Source organism: Microvirga sesbaniae (genome assembly GCF_025460805.1).
Lineage (GTDB): Bacteria > Pseudomonadota > Alphaproteobacteria > Rhizobiales > Beijerinckiaceae > Microvirga > Microvirga sesbaniae.
In genome coordinates, this window is record NZ_JAMXFJ010000008.1 from 93,755 (window position 1) to 116,187 (window position 22,433).

20 protein-coding genes are annotated in these 22,433 nt (G+C 63.6%); 10 read left to right on the plus strand and 10 right to left on the minus strand.

All coding sequences use genetic code 11. From position 1 onward, the window contains the following. Window positions 1-252: 252 nt before the first annotated feature. Both OCW50_RS13590 and OCW50_RS13595 read left to right on the plus strand, forming a co-directional pair. Entirely contained in the window at window positions 253-1,047 is a 795-nt protein-coding gene (locus OCW50_RS13590; RefSeq protein ID WP_262273539.1) for a response regulator transcription factor, read from the plus strand. 190 nt (window positions 1,048-1,237) lie between these two features. Next, a complete protein-coding gene (locus OCW50_RS13595) occupies window positions 1,238-2,425 on the plus strand; it encodes a hypothetical protein (RefSeq protein ID WP_262297914.1) in 1,188 nt (395 codons plus the stop codon). 392 nt (window positions 2,426-2,817) lie between these two features. Here OCW50_RS13595 and OCW50_RS13600 read toward each other — a convergent pair whose 3' ends face one another. Together OCW50_RS13600 and OCW50_RS13605 are read right to left on the minus strand one after the other, a co-directional pair. Further along, window positions 2,818-3,555 carry a Crp/Fnr family transcriptional regulator gene (locus OCW50_RS13600; protein WP_262297915.1) on the minus strand — a complete coding sequence of 246 codons (738 nt, stop codon included), beginning with the start codon at window positions 3,553-3,555 and terminating at the stop codon, window positions 2,818-2,820. An 88-nt stretch (window positions 3,556-3,643) separates the two neighbouring features. Then, entirely contained in the window at window positions 3,644-3,934 is a 291-nt protein-coding gene (locus tag OCW50_RS13605; protein WP_262297916.1) for a hypothetical protein, read from the minus strand. 137 nt (window positions 3,935-4,071) lie between these two features. Here OCW50_RS13605 and OCW50_RS13610 point away from each other — a divergent pair, with 137 nt between their 5' ends. From OCW50_RS13610 to OCW50_RS13625, 4 genes are all read left to right on the plus strand, one after another. Beyond that, the gene (locus OCW50_RS13610) at window positions 4,072-5,100 is read left to right on the plus strand and encodes a chemotaxis protein CheB (protein WP_262297917.1); all 1,029 of its coding nucleotides are present in this window, start codon (window positions 4,072-4,074) and stop codon (window positions 5,098-5,100) included. 84 nt (window positions 5,101-5,184) lie between these two features. Further along, window positions 5,185-8,826 (plus strand): CheR family methyltransferase, encoded by a 3,642-nt coding sequence (locus tag OCW50_RS13615; protein WP_262297918.1) that lies wholly within the window; start codon window positions 5,185-5,187, stop codon window positions 8,824-8,826. 76 nt (window positions 8,827-8,902) lie between these two features. Further along, the gene (locus OCW50_RS13620; RefSeq protein ID WP_262273534.1) at window positions 8,903-9,793 is read left to right on the plus strand and encodes a LysR family transcriptional regulator; all 891 of its coding nucleotides are present in this window, start codon (window positions 8,903-8,905) and stop codon (window positions 9,791-9,793) included. A 97-nt stretch (window positions 9,794-9,890) separates the two neighbouring features. Continuing rightward, entirely contained in the window at window positions 9,891-10,091 is a 201-nt protein-coding gene (locus OCW50_RS13625) for a hypothetical protein (RefSeq protein WP_262273533.1), read from the plus strand. 370 nt (window positions 10,092-10,461) lie between these two features. Here the strand turns inward: OCW50_RS13625 and OCW50_RS13630 are convergent, their stop codons facing one another. From OCW50_RS13630 to OCW50_RS13650, 5 genes are all read right to left on the minus strand, one after another. After that, on the minus strand, window positions 10,462-10,677 hold the full coding sequence (locus OCW50_RS13630; protein ID WP_262272383.1) for a hypothetical protein: 216 nt from the start codon (window positions 10,675-10,677) through the stop codon (window positions 10,462-10,464). A gap of 246 nt (window positions 10,678-10,923) precedes the next feature. After that, entirely contained in the window at window positions 10,924-11,688 is a 765-nt protein-coding gene (locus OCW50_RS13635) for a response regulator transcription factor (RefSeq protein WP_262297919.1), read from the minus strand. 281 nt (window positions 11,689-11,969) lie between these two features. Next, window positions 11,970-14,270, minus strand: coding sequence for a putative bifunctional diguanylate cyclase/phosphodiesterase (locus OCW50_RS13640; protein WP_262297920.1), 2,301 nt, complete (start codon window positions 14,268-14,270; stop codon window positions 11,970-11,972). A gap of 358 nt (window positions 14,271-14,628) precedes the next feature. Beyond that, on the minus strand, window positions 14,629-14,919 hold the full coding sequence (locus tag OCW50_RS13645) for a hypothetical protein (RefSeq protein ID WP_262297921.1): 291 nt from the start codon (window positions 14,917-14,919) through the stop codon (window positions 14,629-14,631). Between the two features lie 250 nt (window positions 14,920-15,169). Continuing rightward, a complete protein-coding gene (locus tag OCW50_RS13650; RefSeq protein ID WP_262297922.1) occupies window positions 15,170-15,589 on the minus strand; it encodes a DoxX family protein in 420 nt (139 codons plus the stop codon). A gap of 234 nt (window positions 15,590-15,823) precedes the next feature. Between OCW50_RS13650 and OCW50_RS13655 the strand changes: the two genes are divergently transcribed. Beyond that, on the plus strand, window positions 15,824-16,621 hold the full coding sequence (locus tag OCW50_RS13655; protein ID WP_262297923.1) for a DUF1194 domain-containing protein: 798 nt from the start codon (window positions 15,824-15,826) through the stop codon (window positions 16,619-16,621). Window positions 16,622-16,645: 24 nt separating this feature from the next. Here OCW50_RS13655 and OCW50_RS13660 read toward each other — a convergent pair whose 3' ends face one another. Continuing rightward, on the minus strand, window positions 16,646-17,632 hold the full coding sequence (locus OCW50_RS13660) for a Bug family tripartite tricarboxylate transporter substrate binding protein (RefSeq protein WP_262297924.1): 987 nt from the start codon (window positions 17,630-17,632) through the stop codon (window positions 16,646-16,648). 213 nt (window positions 17,633-17,845) lie between these two features. Here OCW50_RS13660 and OCW50_RS13665 point away from each other — a divergent pair, with 213 nt between their 5' ends. Together OCW50_RS13665 and OCW50_RS13670 are read left to right on the plus strand one after the other, a co-directional pair. Then, window positions 17,846-18,100, plus strand: coding sequence for a hypothetical protein (locus OCW50_RS13665; RefSeq protein WP_262297925.1), 255 nt, complete (start codon window positions 17,846-17,848; stop codon window positions 18,098-18,100). 207 nt (window positions 18,101-18,307) lie between these two features. Then, complete coding sequence (locus OCW50_RS13670; RefSeq protein WP_262297926.1) at window positions 18,308-19,939, plus strand: alpha-D-glucose phosphate-specific phosphoglucomutase; 1,632 nt, start codon at window positions 18,308-18,310, stop codon at window positions 19,937-19,939. A gap of 154 nt (window positions 19,940-20,093) precedes the next feature. On the opposite strand, the gene OCW50_RS13675 is transcribed toward OCW50_RS13670, so the two are convergent. Then, window positions 20,094-20,507, minus strand: a complete 414-nt coding sequence (locus OCW50_RS13675) for a VOC family protein (RefSeq protein WP_262297927.1) — start codon at window positions 20,505-20,507, stop codon at window positions 20,094-20,096. 345 nt (window positions 20,508-20,852) lie between these two features. On the opposite strand from OCW50_RS13675, the gene OCW50_RS13680 reads away from it, so the two are divergent. After that, window positions 20,853-21,233 carry a hypothetical protein gene (locus OCW50_RS13680; RefSeq protein ID WP_262297928.1) on the plus strand — a complete coding sequence of 127 codons (381 nt, stop codon included), beginning with the start codon at window positions 20,853-20,855 and terminating at the stop codon, window positions 21,231-21,233. 3 nt (window positions 21,234-21,236) lie between these two features. Here OCW50_RS13680 and OCW50_RS13685 read toward each other — a convergent pair whose 3' ends face one another. Beyond that, the gene (locus OCW50_RS13685) at window positions 21,237-22,298 is read right to left on the minus strand and encodes a LacI family DNA-binding transcriptional regulator (RefSeq protein WP_262297929.1); all 1,062 of its coding nucleotides are present in this window, start codon (window positions 22,296-22,298) and stop codon (window positions 21,237-21,239) included. Window positions 22,299-22,433: the final 135 nt, after the last annotated feature.

Here is a 22,433-nt window from a genome sequence, read left to right on the forward strand (position 1 = left end):
TACTAGAAACTGGCATGAAAAACGGTTAAAATAGGCGCGTGATTATTGTAGAACAGCCAGTGCGCGCCGTTTGCGTCTTGAGCGTCAGGTGCCGAGTTCCGCCGTTTGGACGATCAATGGCAGGATAGCCCTGTGAATAGTGCCTGCTTGGCCTTAGCGCCCCATCGTTGCGTAATATCAGTCGCCTTAGGGAACGCAAAAATTCTTGGGAACGCATTCAATGAGATTCGCCTCACATGAAGGAGGGTTGTGATGCATTTTTCGTATGCAGCGCCCGATGGTGACCCGAATGGTATGAGGCAGGAGGCTCTCGTCATCATCGATGATGAGCCGTTCTCGCAGGAATGTCTCGTCCACGCGATCGGCAGTGCGTTCCCACGCACCCCCGTCGTAGGATTTTCCTCGGTCAAAGAATTTTCTCATGCTGGCGAGTTGGCAGTCGGCTTGGTGCTGCTGAGGTCTCAGCAGCATTCACTCTCGGGAAGCCAGCTGAACGATGAAACCAGAGACATCCTCCAGAACCGTCCGGACGTGCCGATCGTCATCCTCTCCATGTACATGAGGACGAAGGATGTCCGGGACGCGATTGCCATGGGTGTACGCGGCATCATCCCGATGACCACTTCTTTCAAGGTCGCGGTCGCGGCCCTGCAGCTCGTGATGGTCGGAGGAACTTACTTCCCTCGCTTCGCGAACGGAGACTTGCCTGTCGCCGCCGAAACCAAGGATGGGCACGGACTCCATCCGGAGGTGCCTACACGACTTGTCCTGCCGCATGCCGGTGAACGAAACTATTTCGAGATCGTGGAGCAACCCGGAGACGTGATCAAGACGGAGGCGAACGGGTCGGGGGTCATCTTCACGGCGCGGGAGCTGGACGTCCTGGAGGCTCTTCAGAAGGGATGGTCCAACAAATGGATTGCCCATTCGCTCAACATCTCTGAGAACACCATCAAAGTGCACATCCAGCGTATCATGCGAAAGCTGCACGCCACCAACAGGACGGAGGCGGTCATCCGGCACCGTCAGCTCAATGGCTTGAGCTGAGGCCCGTAATCCGATTTGGTGTCGTCCGTTCGAATGAGGCCGAGCCGGCCCGCTCTGCGTCCGAGCACCGGCCGAGCGATGTCCGATCGTCCAGGCAGGCGGGCCAAGGCGCCTGAATGGGTGACTGGCGCAGCGGGATACCGGGGCTCTACACTGTGTCTTCCTGAGTGGCCGCGCGAGGTCGATTCTGATGCTGCCTCCCGACAAGGGAACCCGAAACCTGCTCCCGCTCCTGGCTGACAAGCAGGACGGAATCGTTCAGGTGGCCGAGGACGAGGGCAGCCCGGTCCGTCCGGTCTCGGATCCTGGGCCGTCGGCTCCCCATTCGTCCAATCCGACCAGCGATCCGGCGCCGGCCCGCGCCGATCCCGCCCATCAGCCCGCCACGTCGCCCTTTGGAACGGACCCGGCTCCGGCGGCACACGATCCGGCCTCTCACGCGGTCTCGTCCTCGGGACCGAAGGGTTCGACGGATGCCATCGGCGGGCACATCCGGGACGGCATGCATATCGACGACAACGGCACCGGGTCGGGCCAATCTTCAGTCTTAGGGTCGTCCTTCGGCTCTCCCGCAGCAGCTCCTCATGCCGCGGGGAGCGTCCCGAGCGGCGCCTCCCATCGCATGCCGGGCGAGGCCGCAACCGACGAGGGGCAGAAGGATCCAGGGCATGCCCTGGAAGGCGGGGGCGTGCATGCGCCGTTGTCGGAGGCCGCAGCAGCACCTGCAACGCTCCCGGGAGCCGGTCTCCCATCGGATCCGTCGGTTCCGGCCGGCATCCCGATCGCCGTTCCCGACAGCGACGACATCCACATTGTCCAGACCGCCTTCGTGGATCAGGACGCGGACGTCCTGCTCAATGGCTGGATGGGTGAAAGCAAGATCCGCGTCTTCATGGACAACGACGCGGACATGACCCAGGACGCCGACGTTCGGCTCGATGTCGACGACAACAACCGTGTTTTCCTGCGCCTCGACCAATCGATGACGATCGACCAGAACACCGAGATCGACCTCGACATCTACGAGGTCAAGGGCGTTCTCTATGTGGACCTGTATCTCAAGAACGAGGTCGATATCGTCCAGGATACGGAGCTCGACCTGATGATGGACGGCTGGCACGGCAAGAGCCAGTTCGTCGTCAACAATCATCTCGATATCAGGCAGGACGTCGACGTGGACGTGGATATCGACGACGAACTCGAGGAGAAGTTCGCGATCAAGGTCGCGATCGGTGTGAAACAGGCCGTCGACGTGGACCAGGACGCCGACATCGATGTCGGCTATGCCGATGGCGCGATCGGCATCGATGTCGATGCGGTACAGACAGCGACGATCGACCAGGATACGACGCTCAGGATCGACTTTACCGTCGTCTAGAGCATCGGACGATCGGGATGGCCGGCACGAGGCGGGTGATGACCGGCCGGCCTTCCGCCTGCGCATCACGCGGACGAAAGCGGGCCACGTGCGTGACCCTCCCCCGTCATCACCCGCTCACACCACCCTCCCGTCCCACCTCCACGTCATTACCGGGCTTGTCCCGGTGATCCCGATCCGAGAGGCGCGGCGCTTCAACGGATCGGGATGGCCGGCACAAGGCCGGCCATGACGTGTGGAGGGTGTCATCACCCGCTCTCACCATCCTCCCACGTCACCACCGGATTCGATCCCAACCTGGACCCGCTTTTCACGTCCGAGGCTCCCTCTCTTGACCGGCGCATCGGAAGAGGCGGACCCAGCGGGCCACGCCAGTGACCCGGACGGCCAGGTCATCCTTTGAGATGAAGATAGGCGGAGTCGAAGTCGCCGGCGGCTTGAAGGTCCTCCCAGTCGGGAATGTGAAGCGTGCCTCCGCGCAGGACGATCAGACCCTCGCTCCTCAGATCCTGAAGCACCCGATTGACATGGACCGTGGACAGTCCCAAGGCATCGCCGAGCTCATTCTGGGTGACTGGCAGGTCGTAGCCGTGCTCGCCGGCAAGTCCGACCGCCCTGAGGCGCATCTGCAGTTCGCACAAGAGGTGGGCGATGCGCTGATAAGCCGAACGGCGCCCGATTCCGATCATCCATGCGCGAAACATCGCCGCGTCGATGAGCGTGTCACGCCACAATACGGCCCCGAGGCCGGGATGCCGCTCCAGAAGGGCACGAAGGCTCTCGTGCGGGATCAAGGCGATGCTGCTCGTGGTGAGGGCCCCGATGCTGTTGTCCATCACCTTCAAGTGGAGACTCTGCAGATCGGGGATGTCGCCCGGAATATAGAAGCCCATGATCTGACGCTTGCCGTCCGAAAGGATCTTGTACCGGCAGATGAACCCGCTCAGGACTAGGCAGCATTCCGACGTCCGGTCACCATCACGGACGATGTCGCTGTCCGCTTCGAAAATCCTGACATTCATCGGCAGGTCCAGGATGGCCCGCTTCTCCTCATCGGACAGATCCGCAATGCTGTCCAGCTTCCAGAGCAAAGGATTGAGACTGGCCTGTTTGTGCATGGCAAGGCTCATCATAGCACCTCCAGACCGTCTTTGCAGAGCGACATGGCCCAGTTCGGCGCGAGGGGCAGGTCCCTTTCGGGCACGATATGGCCGCCTCTCATTCCTTCATCGTGGCGTTTGGCTGAACATGGCTCGAAGGCAACGCTCCCTGCCGCGCCAGCTCGAGCAGAATCTCGTCCCGGTGGCCGTACCACGCCACCAGGGTCGCACGAAATGTTTGGAGCAGTTTCTCTGCTTCGCTCACGTCGTGGCCGTCCCGACGCAAGGTTTCGATCAGGACGATCTGGTCGGTCACTCGCCTTTCCCCATCGGCAATATCGCTCTCGGCCTTGGCGAGAGCCTCCTGTTCAGCTGAACGATCCAGCATGGCCACGCTCGCGTCGATCATGGGGCGTCCCCGGTACCGACGCGGCTCCCAGGGCTTAAGTTCCCCACGGTACTGGAAAAATCCGCCCCCTCATCGCCCTTCTGGAACTCACGCTTCGACCGGATGTTCACCCTTTCAGAACAACCCGAGAGCCGTCCATGAGCAATCGTGACATCATCGTGATCGGCGGATCTTCGGGAGCGACGGCCCCCCTCAAGACGATCCTGGGCGCGCTTCCCCCGGATCTGCCTGCGGCCGTGTTCATCGTGCTCCACATCCCGGCTCGGAGCATCGGCATCCTGTCGACGGTCGCATCGGCGGCCGGCCCTCTTCCGGTGCTTGCCGCCGCCGATGGCATGCCGATCACTCCCGGCCACGTCTACTTGGCCGTTGCGGATCATCACCTGCTCCTGACCCAGGGGCGCATCAAGCTGGGTCGGGGCCCGCGGGAGAACATGGCCCGCCCCGCCATCGATCCGCTGTTCCGCTCCGCTGCCGCCGCCTATGGCTCCCGGGTGATCGGGATCATCCTGAGCGGATTGCTCAATGACGGGGCCTCGGGTCTGGAGGCCGTGAAGCGCTGCGGCGGCGTCGCTATCGTGCAGGATCCGGCCGAGGCCGCCGCCGACGAGATGCCGAGGAGTGCCCTGGAGGCGACATCGGTCGATCTGTCGGTTCCAAGCGTCCGGATCGGCGACGTGCTCTCCGATCTCGTCCGAGAGGCCGCCGGCCCAAGCCTGCCGGTTCCGCCGGAGATCCGGCTCGAGGTCGACATCGCGGCCGGGGAACGGGTCGACAGCGAAGTCATCGGCAAGTTCGCCGATCCTTCGGCGCTCACCTGCCCCTCCTGCAGCGGGGTGCTGTCCAAGGTGCGTGGAGGCAGGCCGCTCCGGTTCCGCTGCCAGGTCGGTCACGGCTTCACGGCCGACATGGTGGCGAAGGAGCAGGAAAATGCCGTGGACGAAGCCCTGCGGGTCGCCCTGCGCATCATCGAGGAGCGGGCCGAGCTGGTCTCCCGCATGGCTGAGGATGGGCGCCGAAGCGGTCGCAAAGCGGTGGCCGATCTGTACGATGAGAGGGCTCTCGAATATCGCGGTTACGCTGATACCCTGCGCCAGGCCGTCCTCCAATCCATGACCCCCCTCGCGCCCCGCGTGGACGAAGGCGGACAGGACACCCAGGAATAGGGTGCAGCAGCATGACGGAACTTTGAGAGGTGGTGCAATCCTTTATAGTATGGCAAACCCCTCCCGGAGCTGGGAATCGTCACCGTGGCCGCTAAGAACAACAAGGCAACCTCCTCAGAATCCGCCCCGAGTGGCGAGACCGGACGACGGGGCGTTTTCTCGGTCGTTGCCGTAGGAGCATCCGGGGCCGATAGCCATTCCCTCGAACGCTTCCTGGCCGGACTGACGGTCGGCGAGGAGATCTCCGTCGTTCTCGTCTTCCAGCAACGGGAGGCCTTGAACGAAGAGCGATTCAGATCGGCGCTGTCGGAGCACGGGCTGACCCTGACCTCGACGGCTCATGGAGCCCTCGTCGAGCCCGGCAAGATCTATTGGTCGGCTCCCAACACGATCCTGACGGTCGAGGACGGTCGTTTCCAGATCCGCCCTGCGCAGGAGCCCCCGGGCGAGCGGGGCACCATCGACAGCTTCCTCATCTCGGTTGCCGAGGACCAGGAAGAAAAGGCCATCGGGGTCATCTTCTCCGGAACGGACGGAGACGGGACGCTCGGCGTCACGGCTCTCAAGGAGGCCGGCGGCCTCACGCTGGCGGAGGAAAGTCCTGAACTGGCCGGGGAAGGGATCGTCCCCAACCACAGCCCCGCGGCTCTCGTCGATTTCGTCCTGCCGCCGGAGGAACTGGCGGAGCGGGTGCAGCTTTATGCGAGCCACCTCGCGCGCTACGGCGAGGCAGCCCACCTCGAGGGGGAGGCGGCCGAGATCTCCGGCATCCTGGCCAGCATCGCCACGATCCTGCGCAACCAGACCGGCCACGACTTCCACGGCTACAAGCCGAACACGTTCCTCCGTCGCGTCCAGCGCCGCAGGCAGGTCGTCCAGGCCGAGACGACCGACGCTTACGTGGAATTTCTCCGCAGCCATCCCGAGGAAGCCCAGAGCCTCTTCAACGATCTCCTCATCGGCGTGACGCAATTCTTCAGGGATCGCAGGGAATTCGAGCTTCTGGAAACCCAGGTGATCCCCAGGCTCTTCGAGGGCAAGACCCGCAGCGACCAGATCCGGATCTGGGTCCTTGGCTGCTCTACGGGCGAAGAGGCCTACTCCATCGGCATTCTGCTGCGCGAATACATGGCAGGGCTGGACACCGTGCCGCACGTGCAAATCTTCGCAAGCGATATCGACGGCCGCGCCCTCGCGTCCGCCCGGGTGGGACGGTACACGGAAGCCATCACGAAGGACGTAAGCCCCGAACGCCTGGCCCGATGGTTCGTCAAGGAGGGCAACACTTATTGCGTGGTGAAGGAACTGCGGGAGATGTGCATCTTCTCGCAGCACAGCGTCATCAAGGACGCTCCGTTCTCGCGTCTCGACATGATCTCCTGCCGCAACCTGCTGATCTATCTCAATGCGGATCTCCAGGACCGGGTGATCCCCCTCTTCCACTTCGCGCTCAGGCCGGGGGGCTACCTGTTCCTCGGCAACTCCGAGAACATCTCTCGCCATACGAGGCTCTTCGCGCCGGTCGATCGCGGCTATCGCATCTTCCAACGCCTGGAAACGAGCGCCCGTGTCCTGCCGGACTTCCCCTTCACGGCCGTCGACCGCAAGCCCGCCGAGAGCCCGCCGCTCCTGCGGCCCCGGCGGATCGAAGGCAGCTTCGCGCGTCAGGCCGAGATGATCGCCGAGCGCTACGCTCCGGCCTATGTGGTGACGGACGAGAACTTCGACGTCATGCACTTCTCTGGGCGAACCGGGCGCTACATCGAGCCGGCCGGCGGCACGGCGACGCTCAACCTGTTGAACCTCGTTCACAGCGACCTGCGCCTGGACCTCCGGGCGGCCCTGACCAAGGCGGCGGAAGAGCACAAGACGGTCCAGATCGACGGCCTCCGGATGGGCTCGAACGGCAGGAGCCTGATCGTCGATTTGGTCGTCGAGCCTTTGCGCGATCAGCCCAATGCGGCACCGGGATTCGTCGTCGTCTTCAAGGACAGCGCCGCTCCCGTCGTGGAGGATGCCGGCCCGACGGCTGGCAGCTCCTTCCTGCGTGACGAGCATGTGCAGCGCCTCGAGACCGAACTGCGCGTGACCCGTGAAAGGCTTCAAGCCACCATCGAGGAGCTCGAAAGCACCAACGAGGAACTCAAGTCGTCGAACGAGGAATACCAGTCCCTGAACGAGGAGCTCCAATCGGCCAACGAGGAGCTTGAGACCTCGAAAGAGGAGCTGCAATCCGTCAACGAGGAGCTGACCACCGTCAACGGCGAACTCGCACATAGGGTTCAGGAACTCGGTCGCTCGAACAGCGATCTGAAGAACTTGTTGGAGAGCACGCAGATCGCAACGATCTTTCTCGACAACGACATCCGGGTGATGAACTACACACCCGCCGTGACCGAGATCTTCCACCTCGTCGAGACGGATGTCGGGCGCCCGATCGCACATATCAAGTCGCGTGTAGCCTATGACGAGCTTCAGGACGATGCCCGGCGCGTGATACGCACGCTTGGCAGCGTCGATCGCGAGATCGAGGATCCGACGACGGGCACCCGCTACATGATCCGCGTCCTGCCCTATCGCAGCGTCGATAACTATATCGGGGGCGCGGTGGTCACCTTCACGGACGTCACGCCCCTCACGAGGGCGCAGCAGGCCCTGCGCGAAAGCGAAGAGCGGTTCCGCGCCATGGCCGAGCAGGCCGAGGTGGGCATTGCCATGACGGATCGCGAGGGCCGTGTCATCTATGTCAACGATCGCTATTGCACGATCCTCGGCCTGACCCGTGAGCAGATCGTCGGCCGCACGGTTCAGGAGCTGACCCATCCGGAGGACGCGGGACGCAACGGGCCCCTGCTCGAGCGTGCGGTCTCCAGCGGCGAATCGTTCGTGCAGGACGGGCGCCACCTTCGCCCGGATGGTTCGGTCGTCTGGGTGCGGAACAACGTCAGCGCTCGACGTGACGCCGCAGGACAGGTGGTGGGTGGCCTGACCGTGGCGATCGACCTCACCGAGCGGGTCCGTGCAGAGGAGGCCCTGCGGGCGAGTGAGAAGCATACCAAGCTCCTGCTCGCCGAACTGCAGCACCGCGTCCGCAACACCCTGGCGGTCGTGCGATCGATCACACGGCGAACGGCCGCGAACAGCGAGACGGTCGATGACTACGCCATGCATCTCGAAGGGCGTATCGAAGCCTTCGCCCGCACGCAGACCATGGCGACACGGACGGCCGATGCCGGAATCAATCTCGAAGAGCTGGTCAGGGACGAGCTGCTCGCCCATGCGGTCCGGGACGACGAGAAGGCCCATGTGGACGGACCGCCCGTCCGGCTCCAGACGCCCGTGGCGGAAAAGCTGGGAATGGCGATCCACGAGCTCGCCACGAATGCGGTCAAATACGGGGCTCTCTCAGAGGCCGATGGTCATATCGACATCACCTGGCGCATCGAAGCCGTCGACGGCAGCCGCAAGCTGAGGCTGGAATGGCGGGAGAGCGGTGTTCGCGTGGCAGCCTCGGCCCCGCGCCGGCGCGGCTTCGGCACCGAGCTGATCGAGCGCACGCTCCCCTACGAGGTCGATGCGACGACGGAGCTTGAATTCACGCCGGGCGGCGTGCGCTGCGTGATCGAGTTTCCGCTCAACCAGCGGACAGCCATCATGGATGCCCCATCCTCATCGCACGGGCGCCCCGAGGACGATCAGACCGATGCCTCGCACCAACCCTCTTGAAGATTAGGCTTGACCTGACGGGCTCGCGTGTTCTCCATTTGGCCGCAAGTCGAGCCGCCAGCCTAAGGGATCTGCATTGGACTGGGACAAGATCAGACTGTTCTACGAAGTCGTCAGCGCCGGGAATTTCACCCGTGCCGGCGAGAAGCTCGGTGTCAACCAGTCGTCGATCAGCCGGCAGATCAGCGCTCTCGAGCATGAGCTGAAGGTCCCGCTCTTTCACCGTCACCCCCGTGGCCTCGTCCTGACGGAGCATGGCGACGTGCTCTTCCGGGCCGCCCAGGACATCCGCGTCCGCCTGGACGAAACGCGCCAGCGCCTGACCGAGACGAGCGAGCGTCCGGCAGGGGAGCTCAAGGTGACGGCGACCGTCGGCATCGGCGGCATCTGGCTCGCGCGGCGCATTGCGGAATTCCTCGATCTCTACCCGGAGGTGCATATCCAGCTCATTCTCACCAACGATGAACTCGATCTTGCGATGCGGGAGGCGGATATCGCGATCCGCCTGCGCCTGCCGGCTCAGCCCGATCTGATCCAGCGCCGCCTCTTCACCATCCAGTATCACGCCTATGCGGCCCACACCTATATCGAGCGCTTCGGAGAGCCCGAAAGCATCGACGATCTCGACCGGCACTCCATCGTCTGCCTCGGCGGCGATCAGCCACCCTTCATCCTCAACCTGCATCGTCTGACGAGCCTGGGTCGAAACCCCAAGGACCCTCGTCCCAGCCGCTTCGTGGTCAATGACAGCCTGGCGCTCCGGCAGGCGATCGAGAACGGGGCGGGAATCGGCATGGCTCCCGATTACGCCATGAGCAACAACCCACGGGTCAAGCAGGTGCTGCGTGACGAGCAGATGCCGACCCTCGACAGCTATCTCGTCTATCCGGAGGAGATGCGCTCCGTGGCGCGTGTCCAGGTCTTCCGCGACTTTCTCGTCTCGAAGGCCCAGCGCTGGGATTTCTGAGCCGGACGTTTCAAGCGGAGGAAGGGCTCAACCTCATTTTCTCCACGATTCTTAGGCTACTTCAAACCTTTCCAGAAATTCTCAGGGGCCCATTCCCATGTCACGGTCTTTCGTTGCCGTTCTCAGCATCGCCCTCGGCCTTCCCTTTCTCATTCTCCTGGCCCTCGTCTCGTCGGCCTCAGGGGTGAGCGCGAGTGTGCTCACGAACGCGCTTGGCCTCGTGATCATGTCGGTGGTCCTGATGCTGGTCGTCTTCGAGATCAAGCGGATCGCCGATCTGCCCCCGGATGCCCATTGAGATCCGGTTCCGCAGGCCGCCCGGGGGAAACCCTGGCCCAATGAAAAGAGGATCGGGCGTTGAACGCGCGATCCTCATGTCTTCTCCTTCGAGAGGGGAATGGTCTAGAGCATCGGACGGACCCAGAGGGCCGCGTCAGCGAAAAGTGGGAACCGGTTTTCGCTGGCGCGGCCCGCCGGGTCCGTTCTGACCGATGCTCTCATTCAAGAAGAAAGCATCGGATGGATCCCAAAAGTGCAAGTCCACTTTTCACGTCCGATGCTTTAGCGCATCGGACGGACCCAGAGGGCCGCCTTTTCCGATGCTCCGGTCAAGAGAGGGAGCCTCGGACCCGATCCCAAAAGTGGTGTCCACTTTTGGGTCCAAGGCTCTAGGCTGCGGCGCGCGAGCGATCCGGATGCTCTTCCCCCACCGCGCGTTCAAGCGCCATCAAAAGAACTCCGATGTCTTCATGTAGAAGATTGATGGCATTGCGAGCGTATTCGCGGAATTCTTCCTTGATGATTTCAGCTTCGCCATCCCAAAGGAAATCTTCATGCTCGGCATCGTAAAACGCACGAGCGACCAGCTCGACCTGATAATCCATGTATGCCCCACTGCACCGTTCTGGTGATTTGTTTTCAATCTGATCCTGCGACGCCAATACGCTTTCACATCGTTGGGCGTATGGTCCGCCATCAGGACGAGATCAGGCTTACAGCCGGGCTCGACTGATCCGCAACTCGCCACAAGGGCTACCCCCTTGGGAGTAGCGAGCGAGGCGACAACCTAAGTGCATGAGGCGATTCGCGGATTTCAGCCAGAAAGAAGGAGGAGGGCTGGCGAAGAATCTCTACTCCCCCGGAACCAAGGAGCGCGGATTCTCCTGTGCAAAGTCGAGATTACCGGTCGCCCACATGGCCGCCTGAGTGCGGTTGGAGGCCTTCACCTTCCGCAGGATGGCTTTGATGTGGACCTTCACCGTGGCCTCGGCGACACCGAGTTCCCGCGCGATGACCTTGTTCGAGGCCCCCTGCGTGAGGCAGCGGAGAATCTGGGCCTCGCGGTCCGACAGCTTGTTCTGGAGCGCTGCGGGATCGTTGGCCGGTGCGGGGGCGCTGCTGTGGCTGAAACGAGCCCGTCCCTGCCGGACCTGTTCGAGGAGCATGAGCCCGATCGAGGCCGGGATATAGGTTTCTCCGAGGATCACGATCTCGAGGGCCTTGACCAGGGCATGCCGGTCCATGCTGGTCGGGCAGAACCCATCCAGCCCGGCGCGGCAGAGTTCCATGACGGTTTCCGGTTCCATCGCGTCCGCCAGAACGACCACCTTGGCGGATGGGCACCGCGCCTTCAGCTCCTCCGCGGCGGAAGCATACTCGACGATCGACCGGCTGTCGCAGATGATGAAAAGCGCGGGCTCATCGTCGGCGAAGGCTGGCAAGGTCGAGAGATCCTCATATGCCTCTCGCGAGATGGTGAAGCGCGTTCCTGAGAGGATGTGGCTGATGCCGGTGCGCAGGAGGAGATTCTGACAGATCAGGACCGTAGCGACATTCTGGAAAGGGTCCTGAGCGATGGGAAGAATCTGCTCCTTGTAGACAACATCGTGTCTCATCTTTGCTGTGCCCCCAAATAGCGTTCTGCGATGTACCATGTCGGATCGTTTCGCCGTTCACAGATGACGTGGGGCGGGTGAGCCTTTGTCGGAAGCTGGCGGATCCGGGTAGCCGATCCGCGATCGGATCAAGCGTGGCGACAACATTCCGTAGAGGGATTAGTTCCTTGAGGCCATCGTCCCGAAAGGGGTAACTCTCCGCCTGGTGGAGCAAGACGACGGAGCCGTGCTGCCCTCTGTCGATCCAATGAGGTTGCTGCATTCTCCCGGCAATCCGCTGTTCAACTGGCCGTGACGGCCGAGGAGTCGAGGTAACATTGCAGCTCCTTCGAGGCCCGACGGTCGAGCAACCGGGTTATCTGCTCCTGCGAAAGCGCCCTGGAGAACAGATGCCCTTGCATCTCGTTGCAGCCGGCCGTGTGCAAGAACCTCTTTTGGATCTCCGTTTCCACGCCTTCGGCCGTGACGGTCAGGGACATGGCATGCCCGAGCGATACGATCGCCTTGATGACGGCTGCGGCCCTGGTTCCTTGGCCCAGGCTCTGGATGAAGGAGCGATCGATCTTGATCTTGTCCACCTCGAAGCGGTGAAGATAACCCAGGCTCGAGTAGCCCGTGCCGAAATCGTCGAGAGCGATGCGGAACCCGGCATCTCTCAGGGAGCGGAGCGTGTCGGTCGACCCACATTCCTCATCCAGCAGAACGCTCTCGGTCACCTCAAGCTCGATCCGGCCTGGATCCGCTCCACATTCGCGGACAATCGAGATCACGTGATCGGCGAAGCCGGAGGATCGGAACTGAACCGGCGAAAGATTGACGGATACGAAGACATCGGGCCAGCGTCGGGAGGCAAGGCAGGCCTGACGCAAGATCCACTCGCCCAATTGGACGATCAAGCCGGTTTGCTCCGCGACCGGGATGAACTGGCTCGGCTGGATGTATCCACGCGTCGGGTGCCGCCAGCGGGCAAGAGCCTCCACGCCGACGATCGTATCCCCGCTGACTGCGATCTGCGGCTGGTAAGCAACCTCAAGCCCCTCGCCGCTTGCAAGCGCGACGCGCAGCTCTTCCTCGATGATCCGGCGCAGCGTGACGGTCTCATCCATCTCGGGCGTGAAGACCCGGTAACAGCTTCGCCCCTCGGCCTTGGCGCGGTAGAGAGCGATATCGGCCTTTCGCAGGAGTTCGCTGCGATCGGTTCCGGCGTCGGGAGCGAGAACGAGGCCGATGCTCGTCCCGACGAAGATCTGGTTGCCCATGATGTCATAGTGCTCATGAGACAGCGCAAGGATCCGCTCGCACAGCGTCTCCGGTCCCTCCATTCCCGGCGCACAGACCTGCACGATGGCAAACTCGTCGCCTCCCAGGCGGGTGATAGTGTCGTCCCTCCCGACCAATCTGGACAGGCGGATCGAAAACTCCCGGATGAGGCTGTCACCCGCAGGATGTCCAAGGGTGTCGTTGACATGCTTGAAGCGGTCGAGATCCAGCATCAGCACGGCGATCGTCTCGCCATCCTGCCGGCGTGCGATGGCATGGTTGAGACGGTCCTCGAACAGCGCCCGGTTGGGCAGTCCGGTCAGCACGTCATGGAAGGCCAGATGATGGGCCTGAGCCTCGCTGGCCTTCAGCTCGAGTACGGTTCTTTCCAGCGCCGACATCGATTGTCGCAGGCGCCGCACGAGGGCGCCAAGCAGGAGGAGAATGATCGTCGCCGCAACCGCCATGGCGGGCCCGACGGCTTTGAGAAGCCGGTTCCCCGGAAGCTCCGGCTTCCAGACGAAATAGCCGATGAGGTCACCGATGTCCGAGCGGATCGGCACCGATATCTCACCGGCTCTCGGATTGTCGACGACGGAAAAGCGCAATCCATCGATCAAGTTCTGCTCGGAGATGCGCTTGATGAAGTTTCCGTCGAGATATCGGATGCCGACCAGGAGGAACTCCTTGTCCTCAGGATATGCTACCGTATCCGACTCGGGGACGATCTTCATGATGCTGACCGCCGCAGGCCGACCCAGCAATTCGAGAAGATGAGCGTCGTAAACGGCCTTTCCGGTGATCAGGTGCGACGCTTCCGCATTCTCCGCCACATGCTCCCGATGCGGAGAGTCCGCCGCCCCGCGTATTCCCGCGACGAGGCTGCCGAGACTGTCCCGGACGCGCTCGAACTCGTGGTTCGAAATGCGCGTTCCATCGATCACCGCGTTGACCGGCTCGTTGCGGCCGTCGAGGATGTAGACCTCCTCCTGCCCGAATGTGCGGCTGAGCCAGACCCCGATATTCGCGTCGATCCATTTCAGATCCATCGGGCTCTTGCCGAGCTCGGTGATGGCATCGTCCCAGATGGCGACCATCTCCTGCTCTCGCGCGAGTTCCTGGACCACGGCACGGATGCTGCGGTCCATCACCCGAAGCTGGCGCTCGGCGGAGACGTCGTTGCTCTTGTCGACCGCCCAGAGAATCGACGCGGCCCCGAGGGACAGGGTCGCCGCGGCAACGAAGAGAACGGGCAGGAGGACGCTGCGGATGAAAGGCAGGCTCGCACGATGAACGGAAAGGATCGAAAGAATGCTCTTCAACACGTCGGCACCGGAGCGATCGCCGGCGTTTGCTCGACCGAAAGGTCGCGACGGGATCGCGTTGAATGAATGTCTGAGGAATGGAAACCGTCGGGTTCTCACCGACCTGGCAGGAGGGCATCATGCCTTTGAGTCGCGCGCTGTGCGGGCGATATCTCAACCTGCCACAAGTTCATGCTGGCGATAACAGCCTTCTATGGCGGCCCTACAAAGTCATTAACATGGGTTAGGTTGCAACAGGTCTCCGATTCTATAGTTAAAATCCGTGCCCGTCGGCATGCCTGGAACCCATGAGGTGCCGTCCTGTGCGTGACGACGTCGATGATCCGAACGTTCCGGCCCGAGGGATGGGTTCAGATCACTCGGGCTGCGCGTGATCTTCCAGCGCCTGGATGAGCTCCATGCACTTCTCCGCCACGATGCCGGAGACCTTCGGATCACCGTGGTAGTGGCGCATGGCGACGGCATTCGCCTGCTCGAAGAGATCCGTCAGATTTCCGGAGATGAAGGGACGGGAGCTCGGAAACTCGAAGGCCTTGGGCTCGGAGCGCGACTTCGATCGCGACGGACGCTTGGGCTCGAAAAGCGTCAAAACTTCACACCGGTCGGCAATCTTCTTGAGATCCTTGAACGCGATGATCTCGGCCATTTCCTACTCCACGCAATACATGGGGCCCTGCCTTATCCTCTTCTGACGCAGAGGTCATGGGGCTTACCCGAAAAACGAGCGGTTCATGAAAACCGTTCCCAAGAATAATCGCACACGCCGGCAATGTGACCTTTCTCTTCCGAGTTACGATCTTTGAACCCCATATCCTGCCCGACGGGTCCGAACGGCGCCGGGCCGCGTCTCCCGGCGCAGCACCGAGGGCCTCCCGCCCGAGCCGCCCGAGCGAGAATCAGCGCTCCCACGAATGACGCGGCCCTGTCGGCTGCCTCGCCCCGTCGATGCTCCAAGCACCCGGGCCGGTGAAGACGAACAGCAGGAACACGAAGCAGTACAGGATCGCAGCATCGCCGCCGTTCAGGGCCGGGTATGAGCTCTGGGGCGCATGAAACATCCAGTAGGCGACAGCCATTTCGCCGGCGAGGATGAAGGCGACGGGCCGGGTGAACCACCCGATCAGGATCAGAAAGCCTCCGGCCAGTTCCAGAACGGCGCCGATCCCGAAGAGCGAGAGGAGCGGCGGCATTCCACCCTCGGGAGGGGCCGGGAAGCCGAACAGCTTCTGCGTTCCGTGCTCCATGAAGATCAGCGCCGTGACGATCCTCAGGACGGCCAGCGCATGGGGCGACCAACGATCGAGAGTAGCGGACATGCGGATCAGACCTCCTGCTTGTGATCGGCCCTTCGAGGCGGGCCCGGGTTTCGCCGTTCGGGTTATAACGCGGTCGGGAGGGACGACCATCGGGTCTCCTCGAAGACTCCCGCGACGCAACAGAATGACGCATTCCTCACGCTAAAGTGAGACCTCCGCATCGGTCCGTGAGACGATCCAACCTTGCCGAGGGACGGATTCGTGTCAGCTTTCTCCAAACGAATGGAGGTCGGAATGGGTGTCAGGCGTCTGGGCATGGTCACGGCTTTCATGGCGGCATCGCTCTGGCTGCCGATTTCCGGCGCACGGGCGGAAACGGAGGTGGACGTCGCGCTCGTCCTGGCGGTGGATGTCTCGCGCTCCATGGATCCCGACGAGCAGGAACTCCAGCGCCAGGGCTTCATCGAGGCCTTCCGCTCACCCCAGGTCCATGACGCGATCCGCAACGGCATGCTCGGCCGGATCATCGTCACCTATTTCGAATGGTCGGGCGTCGACTACCAGAACGTCATCGTCCCGTGGACAATCATCGACAGCCCGGAGACGGCCCTGAAATTTGCCGACGGTCTGCACGACAACCCGATCGGGCGACTGCGGCGGACATCGATCTCGGGCGCGATCGATTTCGGTGCGAAGCTGCTGGAGCAGACGGGCGTCGAGCCCGTCCGGCGCGTGATCGACATTTCGGGCGATGGTCCCAACAGCAGCGGGCGGGGCGTCGCCGCGGCCCGCGACGAGGCCGTCGCGAAAGGGATCACCATCAATGGCCTTCCCATCATGCTCAAGCGCCCGAGCGGGTTCGGCGACATGGAGAACCTCGATCTCTACTACAAGGGCTGCGTCATCGGGGGCGAAGGGGCGTTCCTCGTTCCCGTTCGGGAGCGCCAGCAATTCGCCGACGCCATCCGCACCAAGATCATTCGCGAGATCGCGGCTCTTCCCGACAGCTCCCTGATCCGGACGATCCAGGCCGAGGTGCCGGCCAACTGCATGGATGGGGAGCGCGGGATGTATCGCTGGGACCGGAACTGACGGATCCGCTTCCCCGCGGCGGCCCTACTCGAGCGTGATGTTGGCGGTCCGGATGACCTTCTCCCACTTCGCACTTTCATCCCGCATGTAGGCGGCCATCTCGGCCGGAGAGCTCTGGAGCACGTCGATGCCGGCGCCGATCAGCTTGTCCCGGATCTCCGCCTTGGCCACGGCACCGCGATAGGCGTCGTTGAGCTTGGCGACGATCTCGGCCGGGGTATTGGCCGGGGCGACGAAGCCCTGCCAGGCCCAAGCCTCGAATTCCGGGTGATCGGCCGCCACCGGCGGCACGCCGGGAAGGCCGGCGAACTCCTTCGGGGAGGCGACCGCGATGGCCTGGATCGGGCCGGAGAGCTGCGAGCGCGCCGTGGCGAAGTCGATGAACATCATGTCCACCTGCCCGGCCACGAGGTCCTGCACGGCCGGGGCGGCGCCACGGTAAGGCACATGGGTGAGCTTGATCCCGGCGGCCTGCGAGAGCAGCTCCGTGGCGAGGTGGAAGGGGCTGCCCAGGCCCGGTGTCGCATAGTTGATGCGGCCGGGGTTCTTCTTCGCCTCGGCCACGAGCTCGCGGACCGATTTCACCGGCAGCTTGTTCGTGTTGACGAGGAGCACGAGGGCGAAGCGGCCGGTCAGCGAGATGGGCGTGAAATCCTTGGTGGGATCGAAGGACAGCTTCCGATACAGGGTGCGGTTGGTCGCGAAGGTCGCCGTATCGCCCAGGAGCAGCGTGTAGCCGTCGGGCTCGGCCCGCGCCGCCGATTCGGCCCCGATATTGGTGCCGGCCCCGGGCTTGTTCTCGATGACGAATTGCTGGCCGAGCTGCTCGCCCATGGCCCCGAAGGCGAGACGGGCGAAAAAGTCCGTTCCGCCGCCGGCCGCATAGGGAACGATGACCCGGACCGGCCGGGTGGGATAGGCCGATTGGGCGGAGGCGGACCAGGGCGCCACGGCCGCGACGGCCGGTGCGGCGGCCATGGTCCTGAGGATGCTGCGTCGGGTCGGATTCATGGCGTTCTCCCGGATGTGGGTCCCGTTACAGGGTTCAGGCCTCTCGCAGCAGATAGCGGACCCGAAGGCCGCGACCAATGCCGACTTAGGTTGAGGATCACCCCGCCGGGCGCCCGGTCGCGCTCGGTTTTTTGCCGCTCCGGCTGAACATGGCGGCATTCCCTGCATTCTCCCCATGAGCGACGAAAAGCCATCCATGACAGGAGACGACGCATGGGCGTGAAGAAGGAAGAAGACGATCTGGTCGATGCCGGCTCGGAATACTCGTTCCCGGCCAGTGACCCGCCATCCTATATGGGTGGCTCGGCCGTCGCCGGCCCTCCGCCGCAGAAGGAGCCGGCACGGGAGCCCGTCACCAAGGCCGTGTCCAATCCGGACGAGGTGAAGCCGGTCTGCGATGCCCCCGAGGGCACGGATCCTGCCCAGCCCGGCAATGCGCCGAAGAAGCCCTCGGGCAACAAGTCCTGATCGTCGCATCCTCCGGTCTCTGGCATGCTCCTGTTGACACGGCCTGTCAGAGACCGTGGTGGAATCCCACACTTTCATGAGGCCTTCATCTTGGCAGTGGCATATGCCTTGAGCGACCCTAAAATGGTCCTCAGATCCCGTGCCGGGATCGGCGAAGCATTCGAGACCTGGCCCTTCGAGGGCCGCTCAAGGAAGTGATCTGCACCGATGGCGACCACCCGTACCCCGACGACTCCCTATTCCGATCAGCGCCCGGGCACGTCCGGCCTGCGCAAGAAGGTCACCGTCTTCCAGCAGCCCCGGTACGTGGAGAACTTCATTCAGGCGATCTTCGACACCGTCGAGAACAAGGACGGTTCGACCCTCGTGATCGGGGGCGACGGGCGATTCTTCAACGAAACCGTGGTCGCGACCGCGATCCGCATGGCAGCGGCGAACGGCTTCGGGCGGGTTCTGGTCGGCCAGAAAGGCCTCCTGTCCACGCCGGCCGCCTCCTGCGTGATCCGCAAGCACAAGGCCATCGGCGGCCTCGTGCTCTCGGCCAGCCACAATCCGGGCGGACCCGACGGTGATTTCGGGATCAAGTTCAACATGTCCCACGGCGGGCCGGCGCCGGAATCCTTCACGGAAGCCGTGTTCAAGCGCGCCAGCGCGATCACGGAATACGCCATCGTCGAGGGGGCCGACATCGACCTCGGCCGCATCGGGTCGACCATGGTCGGCGACATGACCGTCGAGGTGATCGATCCCGTGGCCGATTATGCGGAGCTGATGGAGCAGCTCATCGACTTCGAGCGGATCGCCGAGCTGTTCCGGTCGGGCTTCCGCATGCGCTTCGACGCGTTGAGCGCCATCACGGGCCCCTATGCGAAGGCCATCCTCGAGGACCGCCTCGGAGCGCCGGCGGGAACGGTCGTCAACGGCGAGCCCAAGCCCGATTTCGGCGGCCACCATCCCGATCCGAACCCCGTCCATGCCCATGACCTCATGGAGTTGATGGACGGGCCCGACGCGCCCGATTTCGGCGCCGCCTCCGACGGCGACGGCGACCGCAACATGATCGTGGCGCCGAAGCTGTTCGTCACGCCGAGCGACAGCCTCGCCATCCTGACAAACCATGCTCATCTCGCCCCCGGCTATGCGAAGGGCCTTGCCGGGGTGGCGCGCTCCATGCCGACGAGCCGGGCCGCCGACCGGGTGGCCGCAAAGCTCGGCATCAACTGCTTCGAGACGCCCACGGGCTGGAAGTTCTTCGCCAATCTTCTGGATGCGGGCCTCATCACCCTCTGCGGCGAGGAGAGCGCCGGCACGGGCTCGAACCACATCCGCGAGAAGGACGGCCTCTGGGCCGTGCTGCTCTGGCTCAACATCCTGGCCGTCACCAAGAAGCCGGCCGATCAGATCGTGCGCGAGCATTGGGCCACATTCGGGCGCGATTACTATACGCGCCACGATTACGAGGAGCTCGAGACCGCGCCGGCCAATGCACTGATGGATGCCCTCCGGGCGAAGCTTTCCACCCTGCCCGGGCAGCGCTTCGGCGGACTCACGGTCCAATCGGCGGACGACTTCGCCTACACGGACCCGGTCGATCGATCGGTGACGCCGAAGCAGGGGATCCGGATCCTGTTCGCCGAGGATGCGCGCGCCGTGTTCCGCCTGTCGGGAACGGGCACGTCGGGCGCCACGCTCAGGGTCTATCTCGAGCGCTTCGAACCGAATGCGGAGCGGCACGACCTGGCGACCGCCGAGGTTCTGGCGCCCGTCGTCCAGGCGGCCAACGAGATCGCCGAGATCGCGAGCCGCACGGGCCGTAGCGAGCCAAGCGTCGTGACCTGACGCCGCCTAGAGCACCGGACGTGAAACGTGGACCCAGGTTTGGGATCCATTCCGATGCTCCACTCTTGGCCGGCGCATCGTTCGGGGCGGACCCAGCGGGCCACGCCAGTGACCCGAAGGGCCGCGGCGGCGACCCGGAGGGCCGCATGATGCGCTAGTAGGTTTCCCAGAGGCCCGGCGTCGCCAGTTCGAGCAGGTGGCCGTCGGGGTCGCGGAAATACACGCTGGTGCCACCACGGGACCAGGTTGTCCGGCTCTCGACCGGGATCCCGCGCTCCTGCAGCCGCGCCTCCCAGGCGCCCAGCTCATCGCCGGAAACCGCAAAGCCGACATGGAGCGGTCCCGCGCCATCATGGGCCGGGATCGTCCCGCCCGGGGTGTGCATCGGCTCGTTCGAGCCGCCGCGCAGGAACAGGAGCAACACGCTCCTGCCGCCCACGTCGAAGGCGCACATGCGGCGGTTGCCGAACAGCAGCCTCAGGCCGAGGTCAGCCTCGTAGAAGGCCCGGGCCCGCGGCAGGTCGTCCACGTAAAGCGCTGTCTCGAGAATGGCGTTCAGCTGGGGCATCTCTGGCCTCTTGAAGATCCTTGCCTGCCTGAATTATGGGCTCGCGCCCTGTTTTTCACCGCCAATCGGCTTGGAATCCCGTCCGTTCACGGCGGCGAAAAATTGGGCATGAATGCTGACCTTTTGGTCTTGAAACAGGGCGGCGCGGCGCTTAATTATTGCAATGCAACACGGCGATTGGCGTCGCAGCGTTGCTGCCCTTCTTGGGCGTTTCCTCCCTAAACTTCGGGCCGTTGGCAACAACGGCCTTTTTTCTTGCCTGACGCCCGAGGACCCTCTCACCCCGAAGCCGGAACATCGGGTGACCCCGGCGGTTTTCCCTCAGCGGAGCCCCCGGAGAGATCAATGTCCACCCGTTCAGATGTTCCACACAACGCCGACACTCCTCCGACGCGCACGGTCAAGCCGATGGATGCGCCGCCTCTGACCAAAGGCTCGACCACGGCGCAGCTGAAGGGCGACATCAACAGCGGCCGTACGGGCGACAAGAACGCGGTGTTCGATCCGGGCCTCTCCTCGCTCGGCACCGATGACGAGGCCGGCGGCACGCCGCCCACGCCGGAGCAGGTCGACCGGGCCCGTCACCAGGAATCCTCCGCCCGCTGGAAGGACGGCGCCGAGAAGGACAGCTACGCCCATCGGGATTCCCGCAAGGCCCTTTATGCCTTCGTCGGCTTCATCGGCCTGGTGCTCGTCCTGTTCGTGGGCGCCTTCTCGATCTTCTGATCGTCATCGAAGCGGCACCACGCTGTCGCGGATCACCAAGTCGGTCTCCAGGCGGATTCGCTTGGGCGATGGCCGCCCCTGCAGCAGATCGATCAGGGCCGAGGCCGCCGCCTGTCCCAGTTCCCTGCGCGGCTGATGGATCGTGGTGAGGGACGGCTCGGCCACGGCGGCAAACTCGATATCGTCGAAGCCGGCCACCGAGATGTCGTCGGGGACTTTCAGCCCGGCGGAGAAGACGGTGCGCATCAACCCGATGGCCATTTGGTCGCTGGTGCAGAACACGGCCGTCGGTCGGGTGGTTTGCGCCACCAGGATCTGCCCTGCCCTCACGCCCGCCTCGATGGTGTAGTCCCCCGGGATGACGAGGGCCGGATCGTATGGCAGGTCGGCCCGTTCCAACCCGTCCTTGAATCCCTGGAACCGCTCACGCTCGAGGATGTTGCCCGCCGGACCGCTCACATAGGCGATGCGCTTGTGGCCCAAAGCGGCCAGGTGCTGCGTCATGCGGGAGGCGGCCGCGCGATTGTCGATCTCGATCTGCGGAATATCGGCGCTCGGGATCGCCTCGCAGAGCGCCACGAGCGGGATCGACAGGCGGGCTGGACTTCCCTCCCCGTCGCGGCTCTGCCCGAACAGATGGCCGTTGAGAAGAATGGCGCCGTCGACTCGTCCCGCCGCCGTAAAGGCTGCGAAATGCGCCTCCTTCTCGGGCGAGCCGTCGAGATCGCTGATGATCATTCCATATCCGGCTTCGAAAAGCGTTTCCTCGATGCCGCGCAGGATCTTGGAGAAGAACGTGTTGGCCAGGTCCGGCAGAACGACCAGCACCATGTAGGTCTTCTGCGACCGGAGGGTGCGCGCGGCCGGGTTGGGCACGTAGCCGGTCTTGGCGATGGCTTCTTGAACCCGCGCCCGAGCCTCGAGGGAAACCCGCTCCGGCGTGGCGAGGGCCCGGCTGACCGTCGCGGTCGAGACATCGGCCAGCTTGGCGACGTCCTGAATCCGCGCTGCGCGGGCCGAAAACCCTGACTGCTCCGGTTCGTCCTTCTGCCCGATGTCGTCCATGGACCTCCCCCTACCATGGTTCTGTTTGACAGAAGCCGAGGTTTCGGTAAAGTTTCATGTAAACGATTACATAGGGACGTTGCCCCCTATGCAGTTCCAGCCCGCCCCATGTCCCGGCAGAGGACAGGCGGACAG

What these genes read in the sequence shown, in the direction of transcription:
- OCW50_RS13590 (WP_262273539.1), top strand. Translation starts at nt 253, where the DNA reads ATGCATTTTTCGTATGCAGCGCCCGATGGTGACCCGAATGGTATGAGG.
- OCW50_RS13595 (WP_262297914.1), top strand. Translation starts at nt 1,238, where the DNA reads ATGCTGCCTCCCGACAAGGGAACCCGAAACCTGCTCCCGCTCCTGGCT.
- OCW50_RS13600 (WP_262297915.1), bottom strand. Translation starts at nt 3,555, where the DNA reads ATGAGCCTTGCCATGCACAAACAGGCCAGTCTCAATCCTTTGCTCTGG.
- OCW50_RS13605 (WP_262297916.1), bottom strand. Translation starts at nt 3,934, where the DNA reads ATGATCGACGCGAGCGTGGCCATGCTGGATCGTTCAGCTGAACAGGAG.
- OCW50_RS13610 (WP_262297917.1), top strand. Translation starts at nt 4,072, where the DNA reads ATGAGCAATCGTGACATCATCGTGATCGGCGGATCTTCGGGAGCGACG.
- OCW50_RS13625 (WP_262273533.1), top strand. Translation starts at nt 9,891, where the DNA reads ATGTCACGGTCTTTCGTTGCCGTTCTCAGCATCGCCCTCGGCCTTCCC.
- OCW50_RS13630 (WP_262272383.1), bottom strand. Translation starts at nt 10,677, where the DNA reads ATGGATTATCAGGTCGAGCTGGTCGCTCGTGCGTTTTACGATGCCGAG.
- OCW50_RS13635 (WP_262297919.1), bottom strand. Translation starts at nt 11,688, where the DNA reads ATGAGACACGATGTTGTCTACAAGGAGCAGATTCTTCCCATCGCTCAG.
- OCW50_RS13645 (WP_262297921.1), bottom strand. Translation starts at nt 14,919, where the DNA reads ATGGCCGAGATCATCGCGTTCAAGGATCTCAAGAAGATTGCCGACCGG.
- OCW50_RS13650 (WP_262297922.1), bottom strand. Translation starts at nt 15,589, where the DNA reads ATGTCCGCTACTCTCGATCGTTGGTCGCCCCATGCGCTGGCCGTCCTG.
- OCW50_RS13655 (WP_262297923.1), top strand. Translation starts at nt 15,824, where the DNA reads ATGGGTGTCAGGCGTCTGGGCATGGTCACGGCTTTCATGGCGGCATCG.
- OCW50_RS13660 (WP_262297924.1), bottom strand. Translation starts at nt 17,632, where the DNA reads ATGAATCCGACCCGACGCAGCATCCTCAGGACCATGGCCGCCGCACCG.
- OCW50_RS13665 (WP_262297925.1), top strand. Translation starts at nt 17,846, where the DNA reads ATGGGCGTGAAGAAGGAAGAAGACGATCTGGTCGATGCCGGCTCGGAA.
- OCW50_RS13670 (WP_262297926.1), top strand. Translation starts at nt 18,308, where the DNA reads ATGGCGACCACCCGTACCCCGACGACTCCCTATTCCGATCAGCGCCCG.
- OCW50_RS13675 (WP_262297927.1), bottom strand. Translation starts at nt 20,507, where the DNA reads ATGCCCCAGCTGAACGCCATTCTCGAGACAGCGCTTTACGTGGACGAC.
- OCW50_RS13680 (WP_262297928.1), top strand. Translation starts at nt 20,853, where the DNA reads ATGTCCACCCGTTCAGATGTTCCACACAACGCCGACACTCCTCCGACG.
- OCW50_RS13685 (WP_262297929.1), bottom strand. Translation starts at nt 22,298, where the DNA reads ATGGACGACATCGGGCAGAAGGACGAACCGGAGCAGTCAGGGTTTTCG.